At 62.1% G+C, this 18,652-nt stretch carries 16 protein-coding genes; 4 read left to right on the plus strand and 12 right to left on the minus strand.

Annotated elements, in window-relative coordinates:
* Position 1 precedes the first annotated feature (1 nt).
* Genes ACK4FZ_RS14420 through ACK4FZ_RS14435 form a run of 4 tightly spaced genes read left to right on the plus strand, consistent with a single transcriptional unit; the run spans position 2 to position 3,524 of the window.
* On the plus strand, positions 2-1,234 hold the full coding sequence (locus ACK4FZ_RS14420) for a glycosyltransferase WbuB (RefSeq protein ID WP_409822007.1): 1,233 nt from the start codon (positions 2-4) through the stop codon (positions 1,232-1,234).
* An 18-nt stretch (positions 1,235-1,252) separates the two neighbouring features.
* On the plus strand, positions 1,253-2,680 hold the full coding sequence (locus tag ACK4FZ_RS14425; RefSeq protein ID WP_409822009.1) for a mannose-1-phosphate guanylyltransferase/mannose-6-phosphate isomerase: 1,428 nt from the start codon (positions 1,253-1,255) through the stop codon (positions 2,678-2,680).
* Entirely contained in the window at positions 2,677-3,153 is a 477-nt protein-coding gene (locus ACK4FZ_RS14430; protein WP_409822011.1) for a GDP-mannose mannosyl hydrolase, read from the plus strand. The genes ACK4FZ_RS14425 and ACK4FZ_RS14430 overlap by 4 nt, the downstream gene beginning before the upstream one ends.
* Complete coding sequence (locus ACK4FZ_RS14435; RefSeq protein WP_409822013.1) at positions 3,153-3,524, plus strand: VanZ family protein; 372 nt, start codon at positions 3,153-3,155, stop codon at positions 3,522-3,524. Before ACK4FZ_RS14430 ends, ACK4FZ_RS14435 begins: the two co-directional genes overlap by 1 nt.
* A gap of 130 nt (positions 3,525-3,654) precedes the next feature.
* Here the strand turns inward: ACK4FZ_RS14435 and ACK4FZ_RS14440 are convergent, their stop codons facing one another.
* The 12 genes from ACK4FZ_RS14440 to ACK4FZ_RS14495 all read right to left on the minus strand — a co-directional run bounded on the left by ACK4FZ_RS14440 (position 3,655) and on the right by ACK4FZ_RS14495 (position 18,542).
* A complete protein-coding gene (locus tag ACK4FZ_RS14440) occupies positions 3,655-4,302 on the minus strand; it encodes a hypothetical protein (protein WP_409822015.1) in 648 nt (215 codons plus the stop codon).
* A complete protein-coding gene (locus ACK4FZ_RS14445; protein WP_409822017.1) occupies positions 4,299-5,051 on the minus strand; it encodes a tyrosine-protein phosphatase in 753 nt (250 codons plus the stop codon). The genes ACK4FZ_RS14440 and ACK4FZ_RS14445 overlap by 4 nt, the downstream gene beginning before the upstream one ends.
* 9 nt (positions 5,052-5,060) lie before the next feature.
* Entirely contained in the window at positions 5,061-7,289 is a 2,229-nt protein-coding gene (locus tag ACK4FZ_RS14450; protein ID WP_409822019.1) for a GumC family protein, read from the minus strand.
* 42 nt (positions 7,290-7,331) lie between these two features.
* Positions 7,332-7,934: a polysaccharide biosynthesis/export family protein gene (locus ACK4FZ_RS14455; RefSeq protein ID WP_409822021.1), complete on the minus strand. Its 603-nt coding sequence runs from the start codon at positions 7,932-7,934 to the stop codon at positions 7,332-7,334.
* A gap of 4 nt (positions 7,935-7,938) precedes the next feature.
* Positions 7,939-9,165: an outer membrane beta-barrel protein gene (locus ACK4FZ_RS14460; RefSeq protein ID WP_409822023.1), complete on the minus strand. Its 1,227-nt coding sequence runs from the start codon at positions 9,163-9,165 to the stop codon at positions 7,939-7,941.
* A 36-nt stretch (positions 9,166-9,201) separates the two neighbouring features.
* Entirely contained in the window at positions 9,202-10,659 is a 1,458-nt protein-coding gene (locus ACK4FZ_RS14465) for an O-antigen ligase family protein (RefSeq protein WP_409822025.1), read from the minus strand.
* 75 nt (positions 10,660-10,734) lie between these two features.
* On the minus strand, positions 10,735-11,229 hold the full coding sequence (locus ACK4FZ_RS14470; protein ID WP_409822027.1) for a hypothetical protein: 495 nt from the start codon (positions 11,227-11,229) through the stop codon (positions 10,735-10,737).
* 208 nt (positions 11,230-11,437) lie between these two features.
* Positions 11,438-12,337, minus strand: coding sequence for a hydroxymethylglutaryl-CoA lyase (locus ACK4FZ_RS14475; RefSeq protein ID WP_409822029.1), 900 nt, complete (start codon positions 12,335-12,337; stop codon positions 11,438-11,440).
* 137 nt (positions 12,338-12,474) lie between these two features.
* On the minus strand, positions 12,475-14,520 hold the full coding sequence (locus tag ACK4FZ_RS14480) for an acetyl/propionyl/methylcrotonyl-CoA carboxylase subunit alpha (RefSeq protein ID WP_409822031.1): 2,046 nt from the start codon (positions 14,518-14,520) through the stop codon (positions 12,475-12,477).
* 96 nt (positions 14,521-14,616) lie between these two features.
* The gene (locus ACK4FZ_RS14485) at positions 14,617-15,402 is read right to left on the minus strand and encodes an enoyl-CoA hydratase/isomerase family protein (RefSeq protein ID WP_409822033.1); all 786 of its coding nucleotides are present in this window, start codon (positions 15,400-15,402) and stop codon (positions 14,617-14,619) included.
* 243 nt (positions 15,403-15,645) lie between these two features.
* Positions 15,646-17,244, minus strand: a complete 1,599-nt coding sequence (locus ACK4FZ_RS14490) for a carboxyl transferase domain-containing protein (RefSeq protein ID WP_409822035.1) — start codon at positions 17,242-17,244, stop codon at positions 15,646-15,648.
* A 128-nt stretch (positions 17,245-17,372) separates the two neighbouring features.
* On the minus strand, positions 17,373-18,542 hold the full coding sequence (locus tag ACK4FZ_RS14495; protein ID WP_409822037.1) for an isovaleryl-CoA dehydrogenase: 1,170 nt from the start codon (positions 18,540-18,542) through the stop codon (positions 17,373-17,375).
* Positions 18,543-18,652 lie beyond the last annotated feature (110 nt).

The following is an 18,652-nucleotide window of genomic DNA, read 5'->3' on the forward strand; positions in this document are numbered from 1 at the left end:
CTTGAAACTTCTTATCTACGGTATCAACTATTCACCCGAAGTCACCGGTATCGGTAAATACACTGGCGAAATGGCTACTTGGTTGGCCGCACGCGGGCACGATGTGCGCGTGGTAACGGCGCCGCCGTATTACCCGCAGTGGCAGGTGGCAGAGGGCTACTCAGCTGGGCACTACCTGCTGGAGCAACGTGACGGTGTTGCCGTTTACCGCTGCCCATTGTGGGTGCCGGCCCGTGTTAGCGGGCTAAAGCGACTGGTGCATCTGGCCAGCTTTGCCGCTAGTAGTGTGCCGGTAATGATTCGCCACGCTTTCTGGCGGCCAGACTTGGTGTGGATGGCCGCTCCGGCGCTGTTTTGCGCACCGGGGGCGTTGCTAGCCGCCAAGCTTGGCGGGGCCAAAAGCTGGCTGCATGTGCAGGATTACGAGGTAGACGCCGCTTTCGAGCTGGGCTTGCTCAAGCAGCCGGTAGCACGCCGTTTTGCGCTGGCGGTAGAGCGTGGGCTGCTGCGCGCTTTTGACTGTGTCTCATCTATCTCTGGCCGTATGTTGGCGCTGGCCCGCGAAAAGGGCGTGGCGTCCAACCAGGTGGTGTCTTTCCCCAACTGGGTGGTGCTACCCCCCGCTAATCTAGCGGCAGAGGCGGCGGCGTACCGGCAGGCGCTGGGCATTGCACCGGATACGGTGGTGGCACTGTATTCCGGCAATATGGGGGCCAAGCAGGGGCTGGAAACCCTGGCCGAGTCTGCACGGCAGTTTGCTGCGCAGCCGGGCCAGCCGCTGCTGTTTTTGTTTTGCGGGCAGGGCACTGGCCGCGCTGCGCTAGAGCACGCTTGCCAAGGCTTGCCTAATGTACGGTTCATGGATTTGCAGCCGGTAGAAAAGCTGCCGGCTTTCCTGCAAATGGCCGATATTCACCTGCTGCCGCAAAAGGCTGGCGCGGCAGACTTGGTGATGCCCAGCAAACTTACCGGCATGCTGGCTAGTGGCCGCCCGGTAGTGGCCTGCGCTGCACCGGGTACCGAGCTGGCAGACGTCGTTAGCGGCAAGGGTGTGGTCATTCCGCCTGAATCCGTTACCGACATGGTGGGTGCTATCAGCCATCTGGCGGCCAACCCCGGCTTGCGTCAACAGTTTGGTCTGGCAGGCCGCCAGTACGCAGAGCAGTTTTTGGATCAAGATGCCATCATGGCCGCTTTTGAAAAACAGCTGCAGCAGCTTTGCGGCCAACCTTAATTTCTGGAGCTTGTTAGCATGAGTCTGGTACCCGTCATCCTGTGCGGCGGCAGCGGCACCCGCATGTGGCCGCTGTCGCGTTCCGCTTACCCCAAGCAGTATCTGGCCTTGCATGGCCAGCAAACGCTGGTGCAGCAAACTGCCGCCCGGCTGGATGGCCTCGCCAGCGTGGCAGCGCCCATCATCATTACCAATAACGAGCAGCGCTTTCTGGTAGCCGAGCAGATGTTGGCCGCAGGCATACAGCCGCAGGCCATGCTGCTGGAACCGGTTGGCCGCAATACTGCGCCTGCAGTGGCGGTGGCGGCGTGGCAGGCGCTGCAGCACGATGCCAACGCCGTGTTGCTGGTGCTGCCTTCCGATCACGTTATCCAGCACAGCCAGGTGTTTCAGGCGCTGGTGCAGCAGGCCTTGCCTGCTGCGCAAGCCGGCCAGCTGGTTACTTTTGGCATAGCGCCAGACAGCCCGCATACCGGCTACGGTTACATCCAGCGCGGCCAGGCTTTGGCCGAGGTAGAGGGTTTGTTTGCGGTGGCGGCGTTTGTAGAAAAGCCGGATCTGGCCCGTGCCCAGGCCTTTGTGGCTGATGGCGGCTATTACTGGAACAGCGGCATGTTCCTGTTCCGTGCCGATGCCTACCTACGCGAGCTGCAGCAGCTGCAGCCGGCCATCTATCAATACAGCCAGCAGGCTTTCGAGCAGGCGCAGCGCGACTTGGACTTTGTGCGGCTGGACGCCACGGCCTTTGCCGCCTGCCCGTCAGACAGTATCGACTACGCGGTAATGGAAAAAACCGCCAAGGCCGCCGTGGTGCCTGCTGCAGGCTTGGGCTGGAGCGATATCGGCTCGTGGAGCGCACTGGCCGACATTACCCCGCAAGACGCCAATGGCAACGCGGTGCAGGGCGATGTGCTGCAGCACGCCACTAGCGGCTGCTACGTGCGTGCCGAAAGCCGCCTGGTGGCCACGGTAGGGGTACAAGACCTGGTGGTGGTAGAAACCGCCGATGCCGTACTGGTGGCGCACAAAAGCCAAGTGCAAGACGTTAAAAAGATTGTGGAGCAGTTGGCCGCAGCCGGCCGTAGCGAGGCGGTGTTCCACCAGCGCGTAAACCGCCCGTGGGGCTGGTACGAAGGCTTGGCCATGGGCGAACGCTTTCAGGTAAAGCGCATTCAGGTCAAGCCGGGCAGTTCGCTTAGCCTGCAGCTGCACCACCACCGTGCCGAACACTGGGTAGTGGTAAAAGGCACCGCACTCATTACCAATGGCGATAGCGAGCTGCTGCTTAGCGAAAACCAGTCCACTTACATACCGTTGGGTACCGTGCACCGCCTGGTGAACCCGGGGCGTATTCCGCTGGAGATTGTCGAGGTACAGTCGGGCAGCTACTTAGGCGAAGACGATATCGTGCGTCTGGAAGACGTGTACGGCAGGGCGCCGGCATGAGCCAGCAGCCCTTGCCGTTTGGCCAGTTCATGGCCGTGGTAGAGCATGCGCCGCTGGTTTCCATCGATCTCTTGGTATTTAACCCGCAGGGCCAGGTGCTGCTGGGCTGGCGTAACAACCGCCCGGCCAGTGGCCACTGGTTTGTACCCGGCGGGCGTGTGCTGAAAGACGAACGGCTGGACGACGCTTTCATGCGCCTTACCAATGTAGAGCTGGGCATCGCCTTTCCGCGACAGCTGGCGCAATGGCAGGGAGTGTACGAACACTTTTACTCCGACAACGCGGGCGATATGCCGGGTTTTGGCACCCACTATGTGGTGCTGGCTTACCGCTTGCAGCTGGATGAAACGCAGCTGGCTGCATTGCCCCTCGGTCAGCAGCATGCCCGCTACTGCTGGCTGACACCTGCCGAGGCTGCACAGCACCCGCAGGTGCACCAACACAGCAGGGACTACTTCGTATCGGCCAACTGATGGCGTGGCGTTTGGCGGTGTTGCTATTACTGTCGTCGCTGGTGGCGCTGTTGTTCTGGTTTCAGCACCAGCTATGGCTGCCCACGGTGAACCCGCCGTACGACAAGCTGGTGCATGCGGTGGCTTACGGTTCGGCTTTGTTGCTGGCTGGTTGGTCTTTGCGGCCAACCTTTTGGCGCTGCCTGGTGCTGGCGCTGCTGGGCATGGCGGTGGGGGCAGGGCAGGAGTGGCACCAGTCGTGGTTGCCGGGGCGGGTAGCGTCGGTAGAAGACTGGCTGGCCGATGTGGCCGGTTTGCTGGTGGGGCTGCTGCTGTGCTGGCTGCTGTCTTGCTGGCAGCGGCGGCGCCCAACCCCGCCAGCGGCTAGCTAGCCTGCCTGGGTACACGGGTGGCTTGCTTGTGCTTGGGGCGGGCTGCAGCTTGCTGCCGCACGCTTAATATGAAACGCACCAATGTTAACACCCCCGCTGGCTTGGCTGGCGGGGGTTTTGCGTTAGGGGTTCAGGGCTGGCGCAGCTGGCTGGCGGTGGGGCCGGGTAGCTGTTTTAGCAGGTGCTGCAGCTGTTTTTGTGCCGGCTGGCTTTGCTGGGCGTATACCTTGCGCGCAAAGGCCATGGTGGCGGGGGGGAGCTGGCTTTCAAACGGCAGGGTGGCCAGCAGCAGGCTGCGGCCAACGCTGTAGTCGCTGGGGGCTTGCTGCAGGGCGCTTTGCAGGGCTTGCTGGTATACCGGCCCCTGGTCGCCGGTAAGAATGCGCAGCAGGGCAATATTGGCCCAGGCGCGGCCGTTTACCGGGCGCAGTGCCAGTGCCTGGCGGTAGTAGTTTTCTGCCATGCCGGCCATATAGGCCTGCACGCTGGGTACGGCGGCGGCACGCAGGGTGCGCAGCGTGTATAGCGTGGCCAGGTTGTCCAGCACCTGGTGGTGCGCGGGCTGGCGTTGATGCTGTGCCTGGTTCAGTGCCTGTTCTATCTGTATGGCTTCGGCCAGCAGTAGCGGAGTTTGCTGGTCTGCGGTGGCGCGTTCCAGCATGGCGCGCGGTTTGGTTAGCGTCAGGTCGTGCCAGGCGGTTTGCAGGGCGCCGGGCAGTACCACGGCGGCGCAGCCTGCCATGATGGCGGCCAGGGCGTAGGGGGTGGCGGCTTTCATGGCGCGTCTTCCAGCGTGGGTATGCTTTGCGGGGTGCTGTGGTACAGCAGGGCGGGGTGGTCGTGCGTCAGCATGTCGGCGTAGCCGCTGTCAAAGCGGCGGCTTAGCCACTGGTGGGCTTGGGCCATATTGGGCTGGCGCGCTTTCAGGTTGTGGGTGTCGGTGGCCAGCAGGTATACCAGGTCGTCGTCCAGCAGTTGCTGCGCGGTGGCTTGGGCGCGGCTGCCAAAGCTGCCCAGTACCGCGCCGGTGGTTACTTGCAGCCAGCAGCCGGCACGGTGCAGGCGTTGTGCCTGGCTGATGTCGCTCATTACCGCTTTGTTGCGTTCGGGGTGGGCAATCAGCGGCCTTACCTTGTGCCGCATCAGCCACGGTATCAGCTGCCACAGGCCGGCGGGTATCTGGTGGTCCGGCATTTCCAGCAGCAGGATGTCGTAGCCGTTTACGTGGCCCAGCATGGGTATGCGGCCGGCTTGAATCAGCTGTGGCAGTTGGTCGCACACGCGTACTTCGGCGCCCAGCTTAAGCTGTAGCGGCACGTTGGCCGCAGCCATGGCCTGGCGCAGCTGTTGCAGCGCCGGTTGCAGGTTGGCGTAGCCGTTGTCCCAGCGGCCGGGGTAGATGTGCGGGGTGCAAATGGCGTGGCTTATGCCATTGCTGGCGCTGGCTTTCACCAGCGCCAGCGCGGCGTCCAGGTCTGCCGGGCCGTCATCTACGCCCGGCAGCAGGTGGCAGTGTACGTCTATCACGGGGCTGCCTTATTTTTTGGCCGGGGCACCGTAGTTGCCGTAGTACTGGCCGTAGGTGCCGTAGTCGCCGTAGCGTTCGGCCTGTTTCAGGTCTACGCCGTTCAGCACAATGCCCAGCAGGTGGCCGCCGGCACGCTGCAGGCGGCGGGTGCCTTTTACTACCAGCGGGGCGGCGGTTTCGCCGGCGCGTACTACGTAGATCATGCCGGTGGCTTTGGGGGCCAAGGCTACGGCGTCGCTTACCATTTCGCACGGTGCGCTGTCGATGATGATCATATCGTACTGCTGCTTCAGGGTGGCCAGCAGCTCGTCAAAACGGCGCGACAGCAGCAGGTCCAGCGGGTTGGGCGGCAGGGTGCCGGCGCTGATCAGGTCTACCTGGCTGCCCGGCAGCTGCTGCAGTACGTCGGCCAGCTGTTTGGTGCCGGCTATCAGGTCGGACAGGCCGGCGGCGTGCGGGTCCAGCCCCAGCGAGGCGGCTACCGACGGGCGGCGCATGTCGGCGTCTATCAGCAGCGTGCGCTTGTTTTGCGACAGCGACAGTGCCAGGTTGCACGAGGTGGTGGTTTTGCCTTCGCCAGCCAGGCTGGAGGTGACTACCAGCACGCGGCGTTCCTGGTCGATGTCAGACAGCAGCACGCCGGTTTTGGCGGTGCGTACTGCCTCGGCAAACGGGGTGTGCGGGTCCTGCTGGCTAAGCGTGGCGGCTTGCTGGCGCTGTTTTTTGTCCAGCATGGGGAAGGTAGACAGCAGCGGCTGTTTTACCTTGTTTTCCACATCGCCAGCCAGTTTCAGCGTGTTGTCCAAGCGGGCGCGCAGCAGGGCAGTGGCAGCACCCAGCAGCAGGGCCAGTACAAAAGCCATCAGGGTGATCTGGGCTTTCTTGGGCGCTTCTGGCAATTCTGGTACTTCGGCATAATCCACGACACGGCCAATACTGCTTTGCAGGTCTTGCGAGGCGGCGGTTTCCTTGGCGCGGGTAACAAACATGTCGTACAGCTGGCGGTTGGATGCCACTTCACGTTCCAGCACGGCCAGTTCAAAGTTCTTGCGGTTGTCGGCCTGGGCGCCGCCACGGGCCTGGCCTAGCGTGGCTTCCAGGCTGCGCTCGGTGGCGCGGGCTACTTCGTAGTCGTTCGTCACACTAGAAGTGATCGCAGTCACTTGCCGTTTAAGGTTCTCTTGTGCAGCAGAAAGTTCAGCTTGCGACTGAACCATGCGCGGGTGTTCCGGGCCATAGCGTTGAGATACATCGGCATGCTTACGTTCTGCATCAGCAAGCTGCCGCTGTGCATCAAGCAGCAGCGGGTTCCGTATAACGGCCGGAATAGAGTTAAGGTTTTGAATCTTGCTGTTTTTGATTTGATTGTAAGCATTCTCGGCTTCTGCACGTCGCATGCGTGCTTCCACCAAGCGTTGCGTCACTTCTTCAATCAGCTTTGCAGTGCCAAACTGGTTAGTCGAATCAACCCTGATGACACCCATTCTTTCTCGGTAGTCTTGCAGTTTGCGTTCGGACGCTTCCAGCGACTCGCGCAGAGCCTTGGTGCGGTTTTGCAGCCAGTCGCTGGCTTGCTGCGTCATCTTGAAGCGCGCTTCGCGGTCGTTCTCGATATACGCTTCGCCCACGGCGTTGGCAAAGTCGGCGGCTACCTTGGCGTCGGTAGAATCAAACGACACGTTTACCAGCTGACTCAGACGTACCAATTGAATGTTGAGGTCTTTACCCAGCGCGATTTGCTGGTAAACGGCCGCGGCCAGCAGGTCTTCGTTCCACTGCGGCTGCGGTTTGCGTTCCATGCCCAACATGTCCAGCAGCGGTTGGTGTACCGGCGGCTTTTCCAGGCGCGGGTTGTAGTCGGGGTGCTCCCACAGCTTCAGTTTCTTGATGGCGCGCAGGGCTACCTCGCGCGATTTCATGATCTCGGCCTGGGTCTGGAAGTACTCGCGGTTGCTGCCTACGCCACCGTATACCTCGTCGATGGACAGTACCTTGGCCTTGTTGGCTTCAATCAGTACTTCGGCGGTAGCGCGGTAGGTTGGCCGCATGGCCTGGGTGGTTACCAGCGCCACGGCGGCTACGGCCACGCCCAGGGCCAGAATGCCCCACTTCTTGGCGTTGACGATGCGCCAGTATTCCAGCAGCGGCGAGCTTTGCTGTTGTTCGCCGTCGTTCAGCAGCAGTGCTGGCTTGGCGGCAGGCACTGCGGGTTTGGTTTGTTCACCAAAAAGCGACATTCGGTATCTCCGCGCCGTTTGGCGCTCTGTTCAGCGTGTCAATCAGAAAAAGCTTTGCTCCACCACCACCGTGTCACCGGGGTAGATGGGGGTGTTCATGTCGGCCTTGATGGCTTCCTGGCGCGGGTCGTTAGCGCGGATAACGTAAATCTTGTCCAGCGAGGCGCGAATCTTCAGGCCACCGGCAATCGACGCCGCTTTGCGTACGGTAAGGGCCGGTTGGTATGGGTAGCTGCCGGGTTTTTCTACCAGGCCGTTCACGTAGAACGGGCGGTATTCGTCCATCTGTACCGATACCTGCGGGTTTATCAGGTAGCGACCGCGCAGGCCGTCGGCAATCAGTTTTTCCAGCTCGCCTACGGTCAGGCCCAGCAGGCGGATTTCGCCCAGTACCGGGTACGACAGGGTGCCGGCGTCGGTAAGGCGGATTTTTTCCAGCGTCAGTTCGGGTTCGCCCAGTACGCGGATGGTGAGCATGTCACCTGCGCCCAACTGGTAGGTAGAAAACAGGCCGGCTGCGCTGGCGGGTACGGCTAGTGTTGCCTGGGCACTGGCTGCCAAAGGCTGCAAGCCTGCTACCAGTAGCAGGCTTGCAGACAGCCAGCGTTTCAGCGTAGAGCTACGTTGAAATGCGGTTTGGGCCATGAAATTACAGTCCGATCTGGGTGTTGAGCATGATCACGTTACGTTTGTAGCTGCTGGCGCGTACGGTGGAATCGTTATCGGCGGTTTTCCATTCCAGCGACATCTTCATCCAGCGGCGTACGTCATAGCCCACGCCTACGCTGTATAGCTTGATCTTGTCCAGACGGTTGCCGTTAACGTAGTCGTTATGAATGTCGGAGTAAGCCAAGTTGACAGAGAACAGATCGGTCAGCTTGTGGGTCCAGGCAATGCCGTATTTGCGGTTTTTGATGTAATCGCCGGTGCCGGTGGAATCGTCAGTAGCGCGGCGGGTGGTCAGCTCCACGGTGGAGTACTCTACCGGCATCCATTTGGCATTGCCTTCCCAGGTCAAACCGTTGAAGTCTTTACGGGTGTTGGAAGTGAAGTCTTTTTTCAGGTTACCGGCCTTGATGGTGCCCTGGGTGGCAGCGGTGATGTCCCAGGTGTAGCCCAGCAGCAGGCGCTGTTCGGTGCTGTCTTGGTCGGGGGTGGCCAGTTTGTAGTCGAAGTCGGTGTAGCGGGCTTCTACAAATACCTGGCTATTGGGGGCCACGCGGTAGAAGAAGCGGCCAGCCAGGTCAAACGCGTCCAGGTCACCGTCCAGGGTGGTGCTGCGGTTGTTGGTGTAGCGCTTGTTGTTGTACTTCACTTCGGCTTCTACGCGGCCCGGTGCTTCATTGGCGCCGTAGCCCACCAGGTAGTTGGCGTAGGTGTTGCGGTATTTGTCGGGGCGGTCCGATTCCGGGCGGTCGGTCAGTTCGCGCGCGTCAGAATCCAGCAGCACGCCGGCGCGGAACAGGGTGTTCAGGCGCGGGTCGTACTGAATGGCAACCTGGCCCTGTACTTCGTGGGTGTCGTTGTTATCTTTGCTGCTGCTGGTATAGCGGGTGTAAGAACCACGGTAGCCCAGGCTGTAGGTATCGCCAGCGGCGTTCAGCTGTTCCAGCAGCAGGCTGGGGCTAAGGTTGAACACGCTGGACGACTTGGTATTGGTGTTGACCGCGTTAACGTTGTCATCGTGGCCAAAGGTAATGCCCACGGTGGGGTACAGGTAGAAGCTGCCCACCCGCATGGCGCCATCCGGGTCTACCTGCTCTTTCAGGGTGTAGATGTCTACAGCCTGCGGAATGGCAGCGTTAGGGGCAGATTGTGCCACGGCATAGCCACTCAGCAGCGACAGGGCCAGCGCCAGGGGGGTCAGTTTGTACATGGTGGGGCTCCACATCATTCGATAATAAAATAAATTTTAAAGCTGCCGGGCAGGGCGCTCGATGAAACCGGCGCTCCAGCCCAAGCCTAAAATGCAGGTAAACAGCATGGCGTTGGTGGGAACCTGCAGGTTGAAATCCACCAGGCTGTGTAATAGTGCGGCGCAGCATGCCATGGTCGTAGAGAAAGCCAGGCCTTTGGCTAGCGCCGACTTCCTGTGTCTTAACACCGCAATTGTACGTGCTATGACACACAGAACAAGAGCAGCGAACAAGGAAATACCGATAAATCCATGATCTGTAAGCAGCTCTACATAATCATTGTGTGCATGATCGTAGAAATGGTTTACAGTGGCGGGCTTGTATGTCGGGAAAATTGTATAGAATGACCCGGCTCCCGTGCCAGTGAGCGGGTAGTCTTTGATAATGTTTACTGCATAATCGGCCGGCAGCAAGCGGGCTTCTACCGATTCGTCGCGTGGCCATTCCGGGCTGTTTTCCTGGCCGCGTATCATAGCGCTCAAGGTGGCGCTGTCTTTGCTAAGTGCGGTGTTGCCTATGCGCTCGGCTACCTTGTCCAGCCCTACCCAGCTGCCCAGCACCACAATGTCGATCACTACCACGCTGGCTACCAGCCATAGCAGGTTCTTGTTGCGTGGTTTTACCAGAAACAGGTACAGCGCCATGCTGGCCAGCAGCGCGGTAAAGAAGGCGGCGTTGCCCATGCGCGACTTGGTCAGTACCAGCGCAATCACCACCACAATCAGGCCCAGGCGCAGCAGCATCTTGCGGCTTTCCACAAAGGCCAGCAGCTTGTTCAGGTGGTGTTTCCAGCCGCCGCCTTGCTGTGCGGCCGGCTCGGCCATGATCAGGCCCAGGCCCAGGCATAGCGCCATCACCAGATAAAAAGCGTAGTGGTTGTGGTAGGTAAACGTACCCAGCGTGCGTACGTGGTGCAGGGCAAAGTGGAACAGCGTGTAGTCGGCGTTGACCGAGTACAGGTAAATGCCCACTACCGCCTGGAAGATGCCGGCCAGTACCAGCGCCAGCATCAGCCGTTTGATCAGCCTGGCCGATTGCAGTGCAAAGTACTGAATGAAAATGAAGGCAGAGGCATAGCACAGTGTCAGCGTGGCGTAGAGCTGGGTGTTGAAGCGGTCCAGCGACAGGCTGCCGCCCGGCTGGCCTTGCCATACCTGGCCCAGGCCCGTCGATATGGTGGCCAACCAGCTGGCGGGCAAGGCAAGCGACTGTACGCTTTGCAGCAGCGCAATACCGGCCAGGCAGGCCAGCGGTATACCGGCTAGCCGTATGGCACGGCCAAGTTGCTGGCGGCTATCGTGGCTGGCCAGCAGCAGCGCCCAGGTGGCCGCCAGGCCGGGCACCACAATCAGCAGTATCCACGAGCGGTTGCCACCCAGCGGTAGCGGCATCAATAACAAGGTAAGGCAAAACAGCCACCAGGCCAGTTGCGGCAGGTGTGGTGTCCGCAGCATGCGGTGTCTCCATCAGCGGGGGCAATAAAAAACCGAACTTGCGTTCGGTTTTTTTCTTCGCGGGGGAAGTAAGGCTTAGTTGCGGCTTACGCTACCACCGCCGCCGCCGCCCAGGGACGGGCTGCTGGAGAACGACAGGGCGCTACCGGCACCGTTGCCGATACCACCGATCTGGCCGCTTTGTGCGGCGTTACCCGCTGCAGTCGGTTCTACATCCAGCAAAGCTACTACGTCGCCTACTACAGCGTCGATGGCGGCCTGAGCAGTTTTCTCGTCAACGCCGGCAGCAATCATGGCGGCTTTAACCAGCTGCATGTCGGCTTTGTTGGCGTGCATTGCAGTAGCAATGTCCAGCGGGGTAGCGCTGGCGGTTACCGCTGCGGCTACCACGGCGGCCGGGTGCAGCTTGGCAGCCATTGCCTGGCTTACCACGGTGCTGATCGGCTGTTTGGCTTTAACTGCGGCAGCCATGTTGGTTTGAACTTGAGCCGGAGTCATCGCGGACGAAGACGTGGCTGCATAGGACACAGACGCCACCAGCGCTGCAGCAAGAATGAATTTCTTGGTCATGGTTGATTCTCCTGCTCAATGGAGCATGAACTTATCGATATGCTTGCATGATACGGGGGGCAAAACACCTTGGCAAGCAAAGATAGCAATAAATTTTACCGGCCGTGCCTTGATAAAACCTTGTTTACATTAAGATTTCTTATATTAAACAATGCTTGCAAAATACGGTGGTGTTTTATAAACAGCACTGCTATTAATGACTATCGCATCAGCCGGCCGCCGTGCCAGGCCACGCCTGCGCCAGGCGGGAACCAGGCGCCCGCCCCAGCGCTTGGGCGATAAAGTGCGAGGCTGCCACCAGCTTATCCATATCCACCCCGGTGTGGTAACCCAGGCCGTGTAGCAGATACACCACGTCTTCGGTGGCCACGTTGCCGGACGCGCCCTTGGCGTACGGGCAGCCGCCCAGGCCAGACACCGAGCTGTCGAAGGTGCGCACGCCCGCTTGCAGCGCGGTGTGGATGTTGGCGATGGCCATGCCGTAGGTGTCGTGGAAGTGGCCGGCCAGTTTGGCTACCGGCACTTGCTCGCTCACCGCGTCCAGCATGGCGGTCACTTTGTCCGGCGTGCCTACGCCAATGGTGTCGCCCAGCGAGATCTCGTAACAGCCCATGTCGTATAGCGCATGGGCCACCTCGGCCACCTTGCGCGGCGCGATGGCACCTTCGTACGGGCAGCCCACCACGCACGACACGTAGCCGCGTACGCGCACGTTGGCCGCCACCGCACGCTTCATCACCGATTCGAAGCGCTGCAGGCTCTCGGCGATGCTGGCGTTGATGTTCTTCTGGCTAAAGGCCTCGCTGGCGGCGCCGAACACGGCAATCTCGCGCACGCCGGCGGCCAGCGCCGCGTCCAGGCCCTTGTCGTTGGGCACCAGCACCGGGTAGTTCACCGTGCCGTCCAGCGGCAGCGCTTGCAGCACCTCGGCGCTATCTGCCATCTGCGGCACCCACTTGGGTGACACAAAGGCGCCGGCTTCGATGTTCAGCAGGCCGCTGGCGGCCAACCTTTGAATCAGCTCCACCTTCACCGCTAGCGGCACGGTCTGTTTTTCGTTCTGCAGCCCGTCACGCGGGCCGACTTCCACAATCTTCACGTGTGTCATGTTTTCATCCTTTTGGGCCACGAAATCCGCGAAAAGCACTAAATGTTTCGAATGAACCGTGTCTCACGTACTCGCCTCTTACCATGCTACGCATGCTTTTTCGTGTTGTTTTGTGGGTTTCGTGGCCGGTGGCTGATTCAATCCGCCTCGAAATCCACCAGCTCGTCGCCGTCGCCTACCTGCTCGCCGGCGGCAAAGTAGAACGCCTTCACCACGCCGTCTGCCGGGGCGGTGATGGTGTGTTCCATTTTCATCGCCTCCAGGATCAGTAGCGGCTCGCCCTTGGCGATGCGGGCGCCGGCTTCGGCTACCAGTGCCACCACGCGGCCCGGCATCGGTGCCTTGAGGTGGGTTTCGCCGTGTACGCCGCCTTCGGTAAAGGCGTACGGGTCCACGTAGTCCAGCGCCACGCGTTCGCCGTCGGCAAACAGTACGCGTTGCCGGCCGTGGCGTACCACGGTGGCGGCCAGTTGCTTGCCGTCCAGTGTCACGCGCAGCGTATGGCCGTGCAGGCTGGCCTGGGCGTGCAGCGTGCTGCCGGCGGCGGCGATGCGGTAGCCATCGGTATCGTGTTGCAGCGTCACGCTGTGGCGGGTGTCACCCTGTTCGAAGCGGATGCTGCGGGTGTGGCTGCCGTTCAGGCGCCAGCCGGCTAGCGCGGCAAAGGCATCGTCGCCGGTGGCCTGGCTGGCCAGCACTTCGGCCAGTGCCAGCAGGGCGAGCTGTGTCGCGCTTGGCGCGGCAGGCGCGGGCAGCAGGCTGTCGTGGTGGCGGGCAATCAGGCCGGTGTCCACGTTGCCGCTGGCAAAGTCCACGTTGGCCGCAATGCGGCGCAGGAAGCGGATATTAGTGGTGACGCCCACCACCTGATAGGCGGCCAGCGCAGCGTCCAGCTGCTGTAGCGCGGCTTCGCGGCTTTCGCCCCACACGATCAACTTGGCGATCATCGGGTCGTAAAACGGGCTGATGCTGTCGCCCTGCAGCACGCCGGTATCCACCCGCACATTGCCGCTTTCCGGCGGCGGCACCAGGTGCACCAGCGTGCCGGTGGCCGGCAGGAAGCCTTTGTCCGGGTCTTCGGCGTAGATGCGCGCCTCGATGCTGTGGCCGCGAATCTGCAGCTGGTTTTGTGCCAGCGGCAACGGTTGGCCGCAGGCCACTTTCAGCTGCCATGCCACCAGGTCCTGGCCGGTGATCATCTCGGTCACTGGGTGTTCTACCTGCAGGCGGGTGTTCATTTCCATGAAGTAGAACTGGCCGCTGTTGACGTCCATGATGAACTCGACGGTGCCTGCGCCCACGTAGCCGACGGCGCGGGCGGCGGCCACGGCGGCCTCGCCCATGGCGCGGCGGGTGTCGGCCGGCAGGTGCGGTGCCGGCGCTTCTTCCAGCACTTTCTGGTGGCGGCGCTGTACCGAACAGTCACGTTCGAACAGGTAGACGCAGCCGCCCAGGCTATCGGCAAATATCTGGATTTCCACGTGGCGCGGGCGGGTCAGGTATTTCTCTACCAGTACCTTGTCGTCGCCAAAGCTGGCGCGCGCCTCGCGCTGGCAGCTGGCCAGCGCAGCCTCGAAGTCGGCGCTTTTTTCCACGATGCGCATGCCTTTGCCGCCACCGCCGGCGCTGGCCTTGATCAGCACCGGATAGCCCATGGCGTCGGCCTGGGCCTGCAGGAAGGCGGGGGCCTGTTCGTCGCCGTGGTAGCCGGGCACCAGCGGCACTCCGGCTTTTTCCATCAGCGCCTTGGCGGCCGACTTGCTGCCCATGGCGGCAATGGCGCTGGCTGGCGGGCCGATGAAGGCGATGCCGGCGGCTTCGCAGGCGGCGGCGAAGTCTTCGTTTTCCGATAAAAAGCCGTAGCCGGGGTGCACGGCCTGGGCGCCGCTCTGGCGGGCGATGTCCAGGATCAGGTCGGCTTTCAGGTAAGACTCGGCCGCCGGGGCCGGGCCCAGGCGCCAGGCTTCGTCGGCCAGCTTCACAAAGCGGGCGCCGGCGTCGGCGTCGGAGTACACCGCCACGGTGCGGATACCCATGGCACGGGCGGTCTTGATCACGCGGCAGGCAATTTCGCCGCGGTTGGCAATGAGGATCTTGCTGAACATGGGGCGGTTTACCTCGGGGGCGGCCGGCGCAGGGTTGGCCGCAACGCGGCTGGCGCAAGGGGTAGGGTAGGCGTGCATGGTGTGTCCTGTCTGGCCACGAAGCGCACGCAAGTCACGGCTGGCGGATGACTTGCGCGCTTGTCCGTGTCTTGCGTGTGTTTCCGTGGCGAAAAATCATTGCCAGCTAGGCGGACGCTTCTCGAAAAAGGCGGCCAGGCCTTCGCGGGCTTCGTCGGTAATACGGATGGCGGCAATACGGTGCGCGGTATCCGACAGCAGTTCGTCATCCAGCGGCGAGCTGTTGTGCAGGCAGCCCAGCAGCTCCTTGGCGGCAGCCAGTGCGTGCGGTGCGCCCTTGCCCAGCTCGGCGGCGATCTCGGCGATGCGGCTGTCCAGCGCGTCCTCGGCTACCACTTCGTGCACCAGGCCGATGCGCAGCGCGGTGGCGGCGTCGATGCGCTCGGCGCTCAGGAAGTAACGGCGCGCCTGGCGCCAGCCGATGGCATCCGCCACGTAGGGGCCGATGGTGGCCGGAATCAGGCCCAGTCGCACTTCGGTGAGCGCAAAGCGGGCGGCGTCGGTGGCCACGGCGATGTCGCACACGGCGGTGAGGCCGGTTCCGCCGGCCAGCGCGGCACCGTGAATGCGGGCGATGACGGGCTTTTTGCTGCGGTAGATGCCCTTCAGCATGGCGGCCAGCTTGTTGGCGTCTTCCAGGTTTTGCGCTTCGGTGTAGCCGGCGGCGCGGCGCATCCAGTCCAGGTCGGCGCCTGCAGAGAAGCTTTTGCCGTGGCCGGCCAACACGATCACGCGCACCGCGTCGTCACGGTTCAGCTCGCGGAAGGCGGCGGTAAGGTCGGCGATGAGGTGTTCGTTCATCGCGTTGTGCAACTCGGGGCGGTTCATCCAGACGGTGGCCACCTGGCCGCTGCGGGTGATTTCCAAAGTGCTGTAGTTCATTTGAAAACCCTCTCTTCAATGTCTGCCTCTGCGGGGTAGGGTGGGCCAAGGCCGTCAGGCCGTGCCCACCAGCTAGGCAGGAGTGGTGGGCACGCTGCGCTTAGCCCACCCTACGTTACTCTCATTTTTTGCCACGGAACCATACCGAGAACACGGAAAAAGGCGAATGCTGCTTCGAGCCGGTCTTATGGGGGTCGGGTTTGCTTCTGTGTCTTCCCGTGTGTTTCCGTGGCTAAATAAAAATTACATGCGGAACACGCCGAAACGCGTGCTTTGCACCGGTGCCGACAGGCTGGCTTCCAGTGCCAGGCTCAGTACCTCGCGCGTTTGTGCCGGGTCGATCACACCATCGTCCCACAGGCGGGCGCTGGCGTAGTAAGGGTGGCCCTGGCGTTCGTACTGCTCGCGTACCGGTGCTTTCAGCGCTTCTTCCTGTTCGGCGCTAAACGCGTCGCCCAGCTGCTCTTTCTTCACTTGCGCCAGCACACCGGCGGCCTGTTCGCCCCCCATCACCGAAATGCGGCTGTTGGGCCACATCCACAAAAAGCGCGGGCTGTAGGCGCGGCCGCACATGCCGTAGTTGCCGGCGCCGAAGCTGCCGCCGATCAGCACGGTGAACTTGGGCACGCTGGCGCAGGCCACGGCGGTGACCAGCTTGGCGCCGTCCTTGGCGATGCCGCCGTTTTCGTATTTCTTGCCCACCATGAAGCCGGTGATGTTCTGCAGGAAGATCAGCGGAATGCCACGCTGGCAGCACAGCTCGACAAAGTGGGCGCCCTTCAGTGCCGACTCGGAAAACAGGATGCCGTTATTGGCGATGATGCCGACGCGGTAGCCGTTGAGGCGGGCAAAACCGGTCACCAGTGTGGTGCCGTAGTTCTGCTTGAATTCGTCGAAGTCGGAGTCGTCCACCAGGCGGGCGATGATCTCGCGCACGTCGAACGGCTTTTTGCTGTCGGCCGGAATCACGCCGTACAGCTCTTCGGCCGGGTAGCGCGGAGGCTGCGGCGTGGCGCGGTCCAGCCGGCCCTGCTTTTGCCAGTTCAGGTCGGCCACAATGCGGCGGGCAATGGCCAGCGCGTGGGCATCGCTTTGCGCCAGGTGGTCGGCCACGCCGCTGATGCGGGTATGCACGTCGCCGCCGCCCAGCTCTTCGGCGGACACCACTTCACCGGTGGCCGCTTTCACCAGCGGCGGCCCGCCCAAGAAGATGGTGCCTTGTTCCTTCACGATGACGGTTTCGTCGCTCATCGCCGGCACGTAGGCGCCACCGGCGGTGCAGCTGCCCATCACCACCGCAATCTGCGGAATGCCGGCGGCCGATAGATTGGCCTGGTTGTAGAAGATGCGGCCGAAGTGTTCGCGGTCGGGGAAGACTTCGTCTTGCAGCGGCAGGAAGGCGCCGCCGGAATCCACCAGATACACGCAGGGCAGGCGGTTTTCGCGGGCGATTTCCTGCGCGCGCAGGTGTTTTTTTACCGTCATCGGGTAGTAGGTGCCGCCCTTGACGGTGGCGTCGTTGGCCACGATCAGGCAGTCGATGCCGCTGATGCGGCCAACCCCGGTGATGACGCCAGCACCCGGCGCCTCGTCGTTGTACATGCCGAAGGCAGCCAGCTGCGACAGCTCCAGGAACGGCGCCCCCGGGTCCAGCAGCAGGTCGATGCGTTCGCGCGGCAGCAGCTTGCCTTTGGCTACGTGCTTGTCGCGCGCCTTGTCGCCGCCACCCAGCGCGGCGCGGGCCACTTTGGCTTTCAGGTCGGCGACGATGCTGCGCATCTTGTCGGCGTTGGCCTGAAAGTCGGCCGCGCGCGGGGACAGCTTGGATTCGATGATGGGCATGGTTGGACAACCCCTTTTGCCACGAAACCCACGAAAAGACACGAAAGGAAACCGAGAGATGAAACGGGTTCAGTGGGGTCTTTTTCGTGTTCTTTTGCGGGTTTCGTGGCCTATATGTTTTTCAGGTATTAGCGGATTTCGGCCATCAGCTCGCGGCCGATCAGCCAGCGGCGGATTTCGCTGGTGCCGGCGCCGATTTCGTACAGCTTGGCGTCGCGCAGCAGGCGGCCGGTGGGGTATTCGTTGATGTAGCCGTTACCGCCCAGGCACTGGATGGCGTCCAGCGCCATCTGGGTGGCGCCTTCGGCGGCGTACAGGATGGCACCGGCGGCGTCCTTGCGCGTCTGGCGGCCTTGCTCGCCACGGTCCAGCGCCTGGCCCACGGCGTACACGTAGGCGCGGCTGGCCGACAGCTTCACGTACATATCGGCCAGTTTGCCCTGCATCAGCTGGAAGTCGCCGATGGCCTGGCCAAACTGCTTGCGGTCGTTCAGGTAGGGCACCACCACGTCCATGCAGCCTTGCATGATGCCCAGCGGGCCTGCGGCCAACACGGCGCGCTCGAAGTCCAGGCCGCTCATCAGCACTTTCACGCCGTTGCCTTCGCCGCCCAGCACGTTGGCGTCCGGCACGAAACAGTCGTCAAAGAAAATGGGGTAGGTGTTGGAGCCGCGCATGCCCAGCTTGTCCAGCTTGCTGCCGTGGCTGAAGCCGGCAAAGCCCTTTTCCACGATGAAGGCGGTAATGCCTTTCGGGCCGGCATTGACGTCGGTCTTGGCGTACACCACCAGGGTATCGGCGTCGCCGCCGTTGGTGATCCACATCTTGCTGCCGTTGAGCTTGTAGCCGCCGTCCACCTTGTCGGCGCGCAGTTTCATGCTCACCACGTCGGAGCCGGCGTTGGGTTCGGACATCGCCAGCGCGCCGATATGGTCGCCGCTGATCAGCTTGGGCAGGTATCTCTGGCGTTGCGCGTCGTTACCGTTCTTGAAGATCTGGTTCACGCACAGGTTGGAGTGGGCACCGTAGGACAGCGCCACCGAGGCGCTGGCGCGGCTGATTTCTTCCATGGCGATCATGTGCGCCAGGTAGCCCATATTGGCGCCGCCGTATTGCTCGGACACGGTAATGCCCAAGAGGCCCAGGTCGCCGAACTTCTTCCACAGGTCGGCCGGGAACAGGTTGTCGCGGTCGATGTCGGCGGCGCGCGGTGCGATCTCGCTGGCGGCGAATTCGCGCACTGCTTCGCGCAGCATGTCGTAGGTCTCGCCAAAGTCAAAGCGCAGGCTGCTGTACATGTTTTCTCCTCCGTGCCCGGGCGGGCGGCTGTCTCTGTGTGCCCCGCGTGCCGTGTGCCGGGGGGCCCTTGTATTGATAGGCGGTTTTTCCGCCGTGCATGGTTTTATGT

This window comes from Vogesella sp., from assembly GCF_046297735.1.
Taxonomy (GTDB): domain Bacteria; phylum Pseudomonadota; class Gammaproteobacteria; order Burkholderiales; family Chromobacteriaceae; genus Vogesella; species Vogesella urethralis.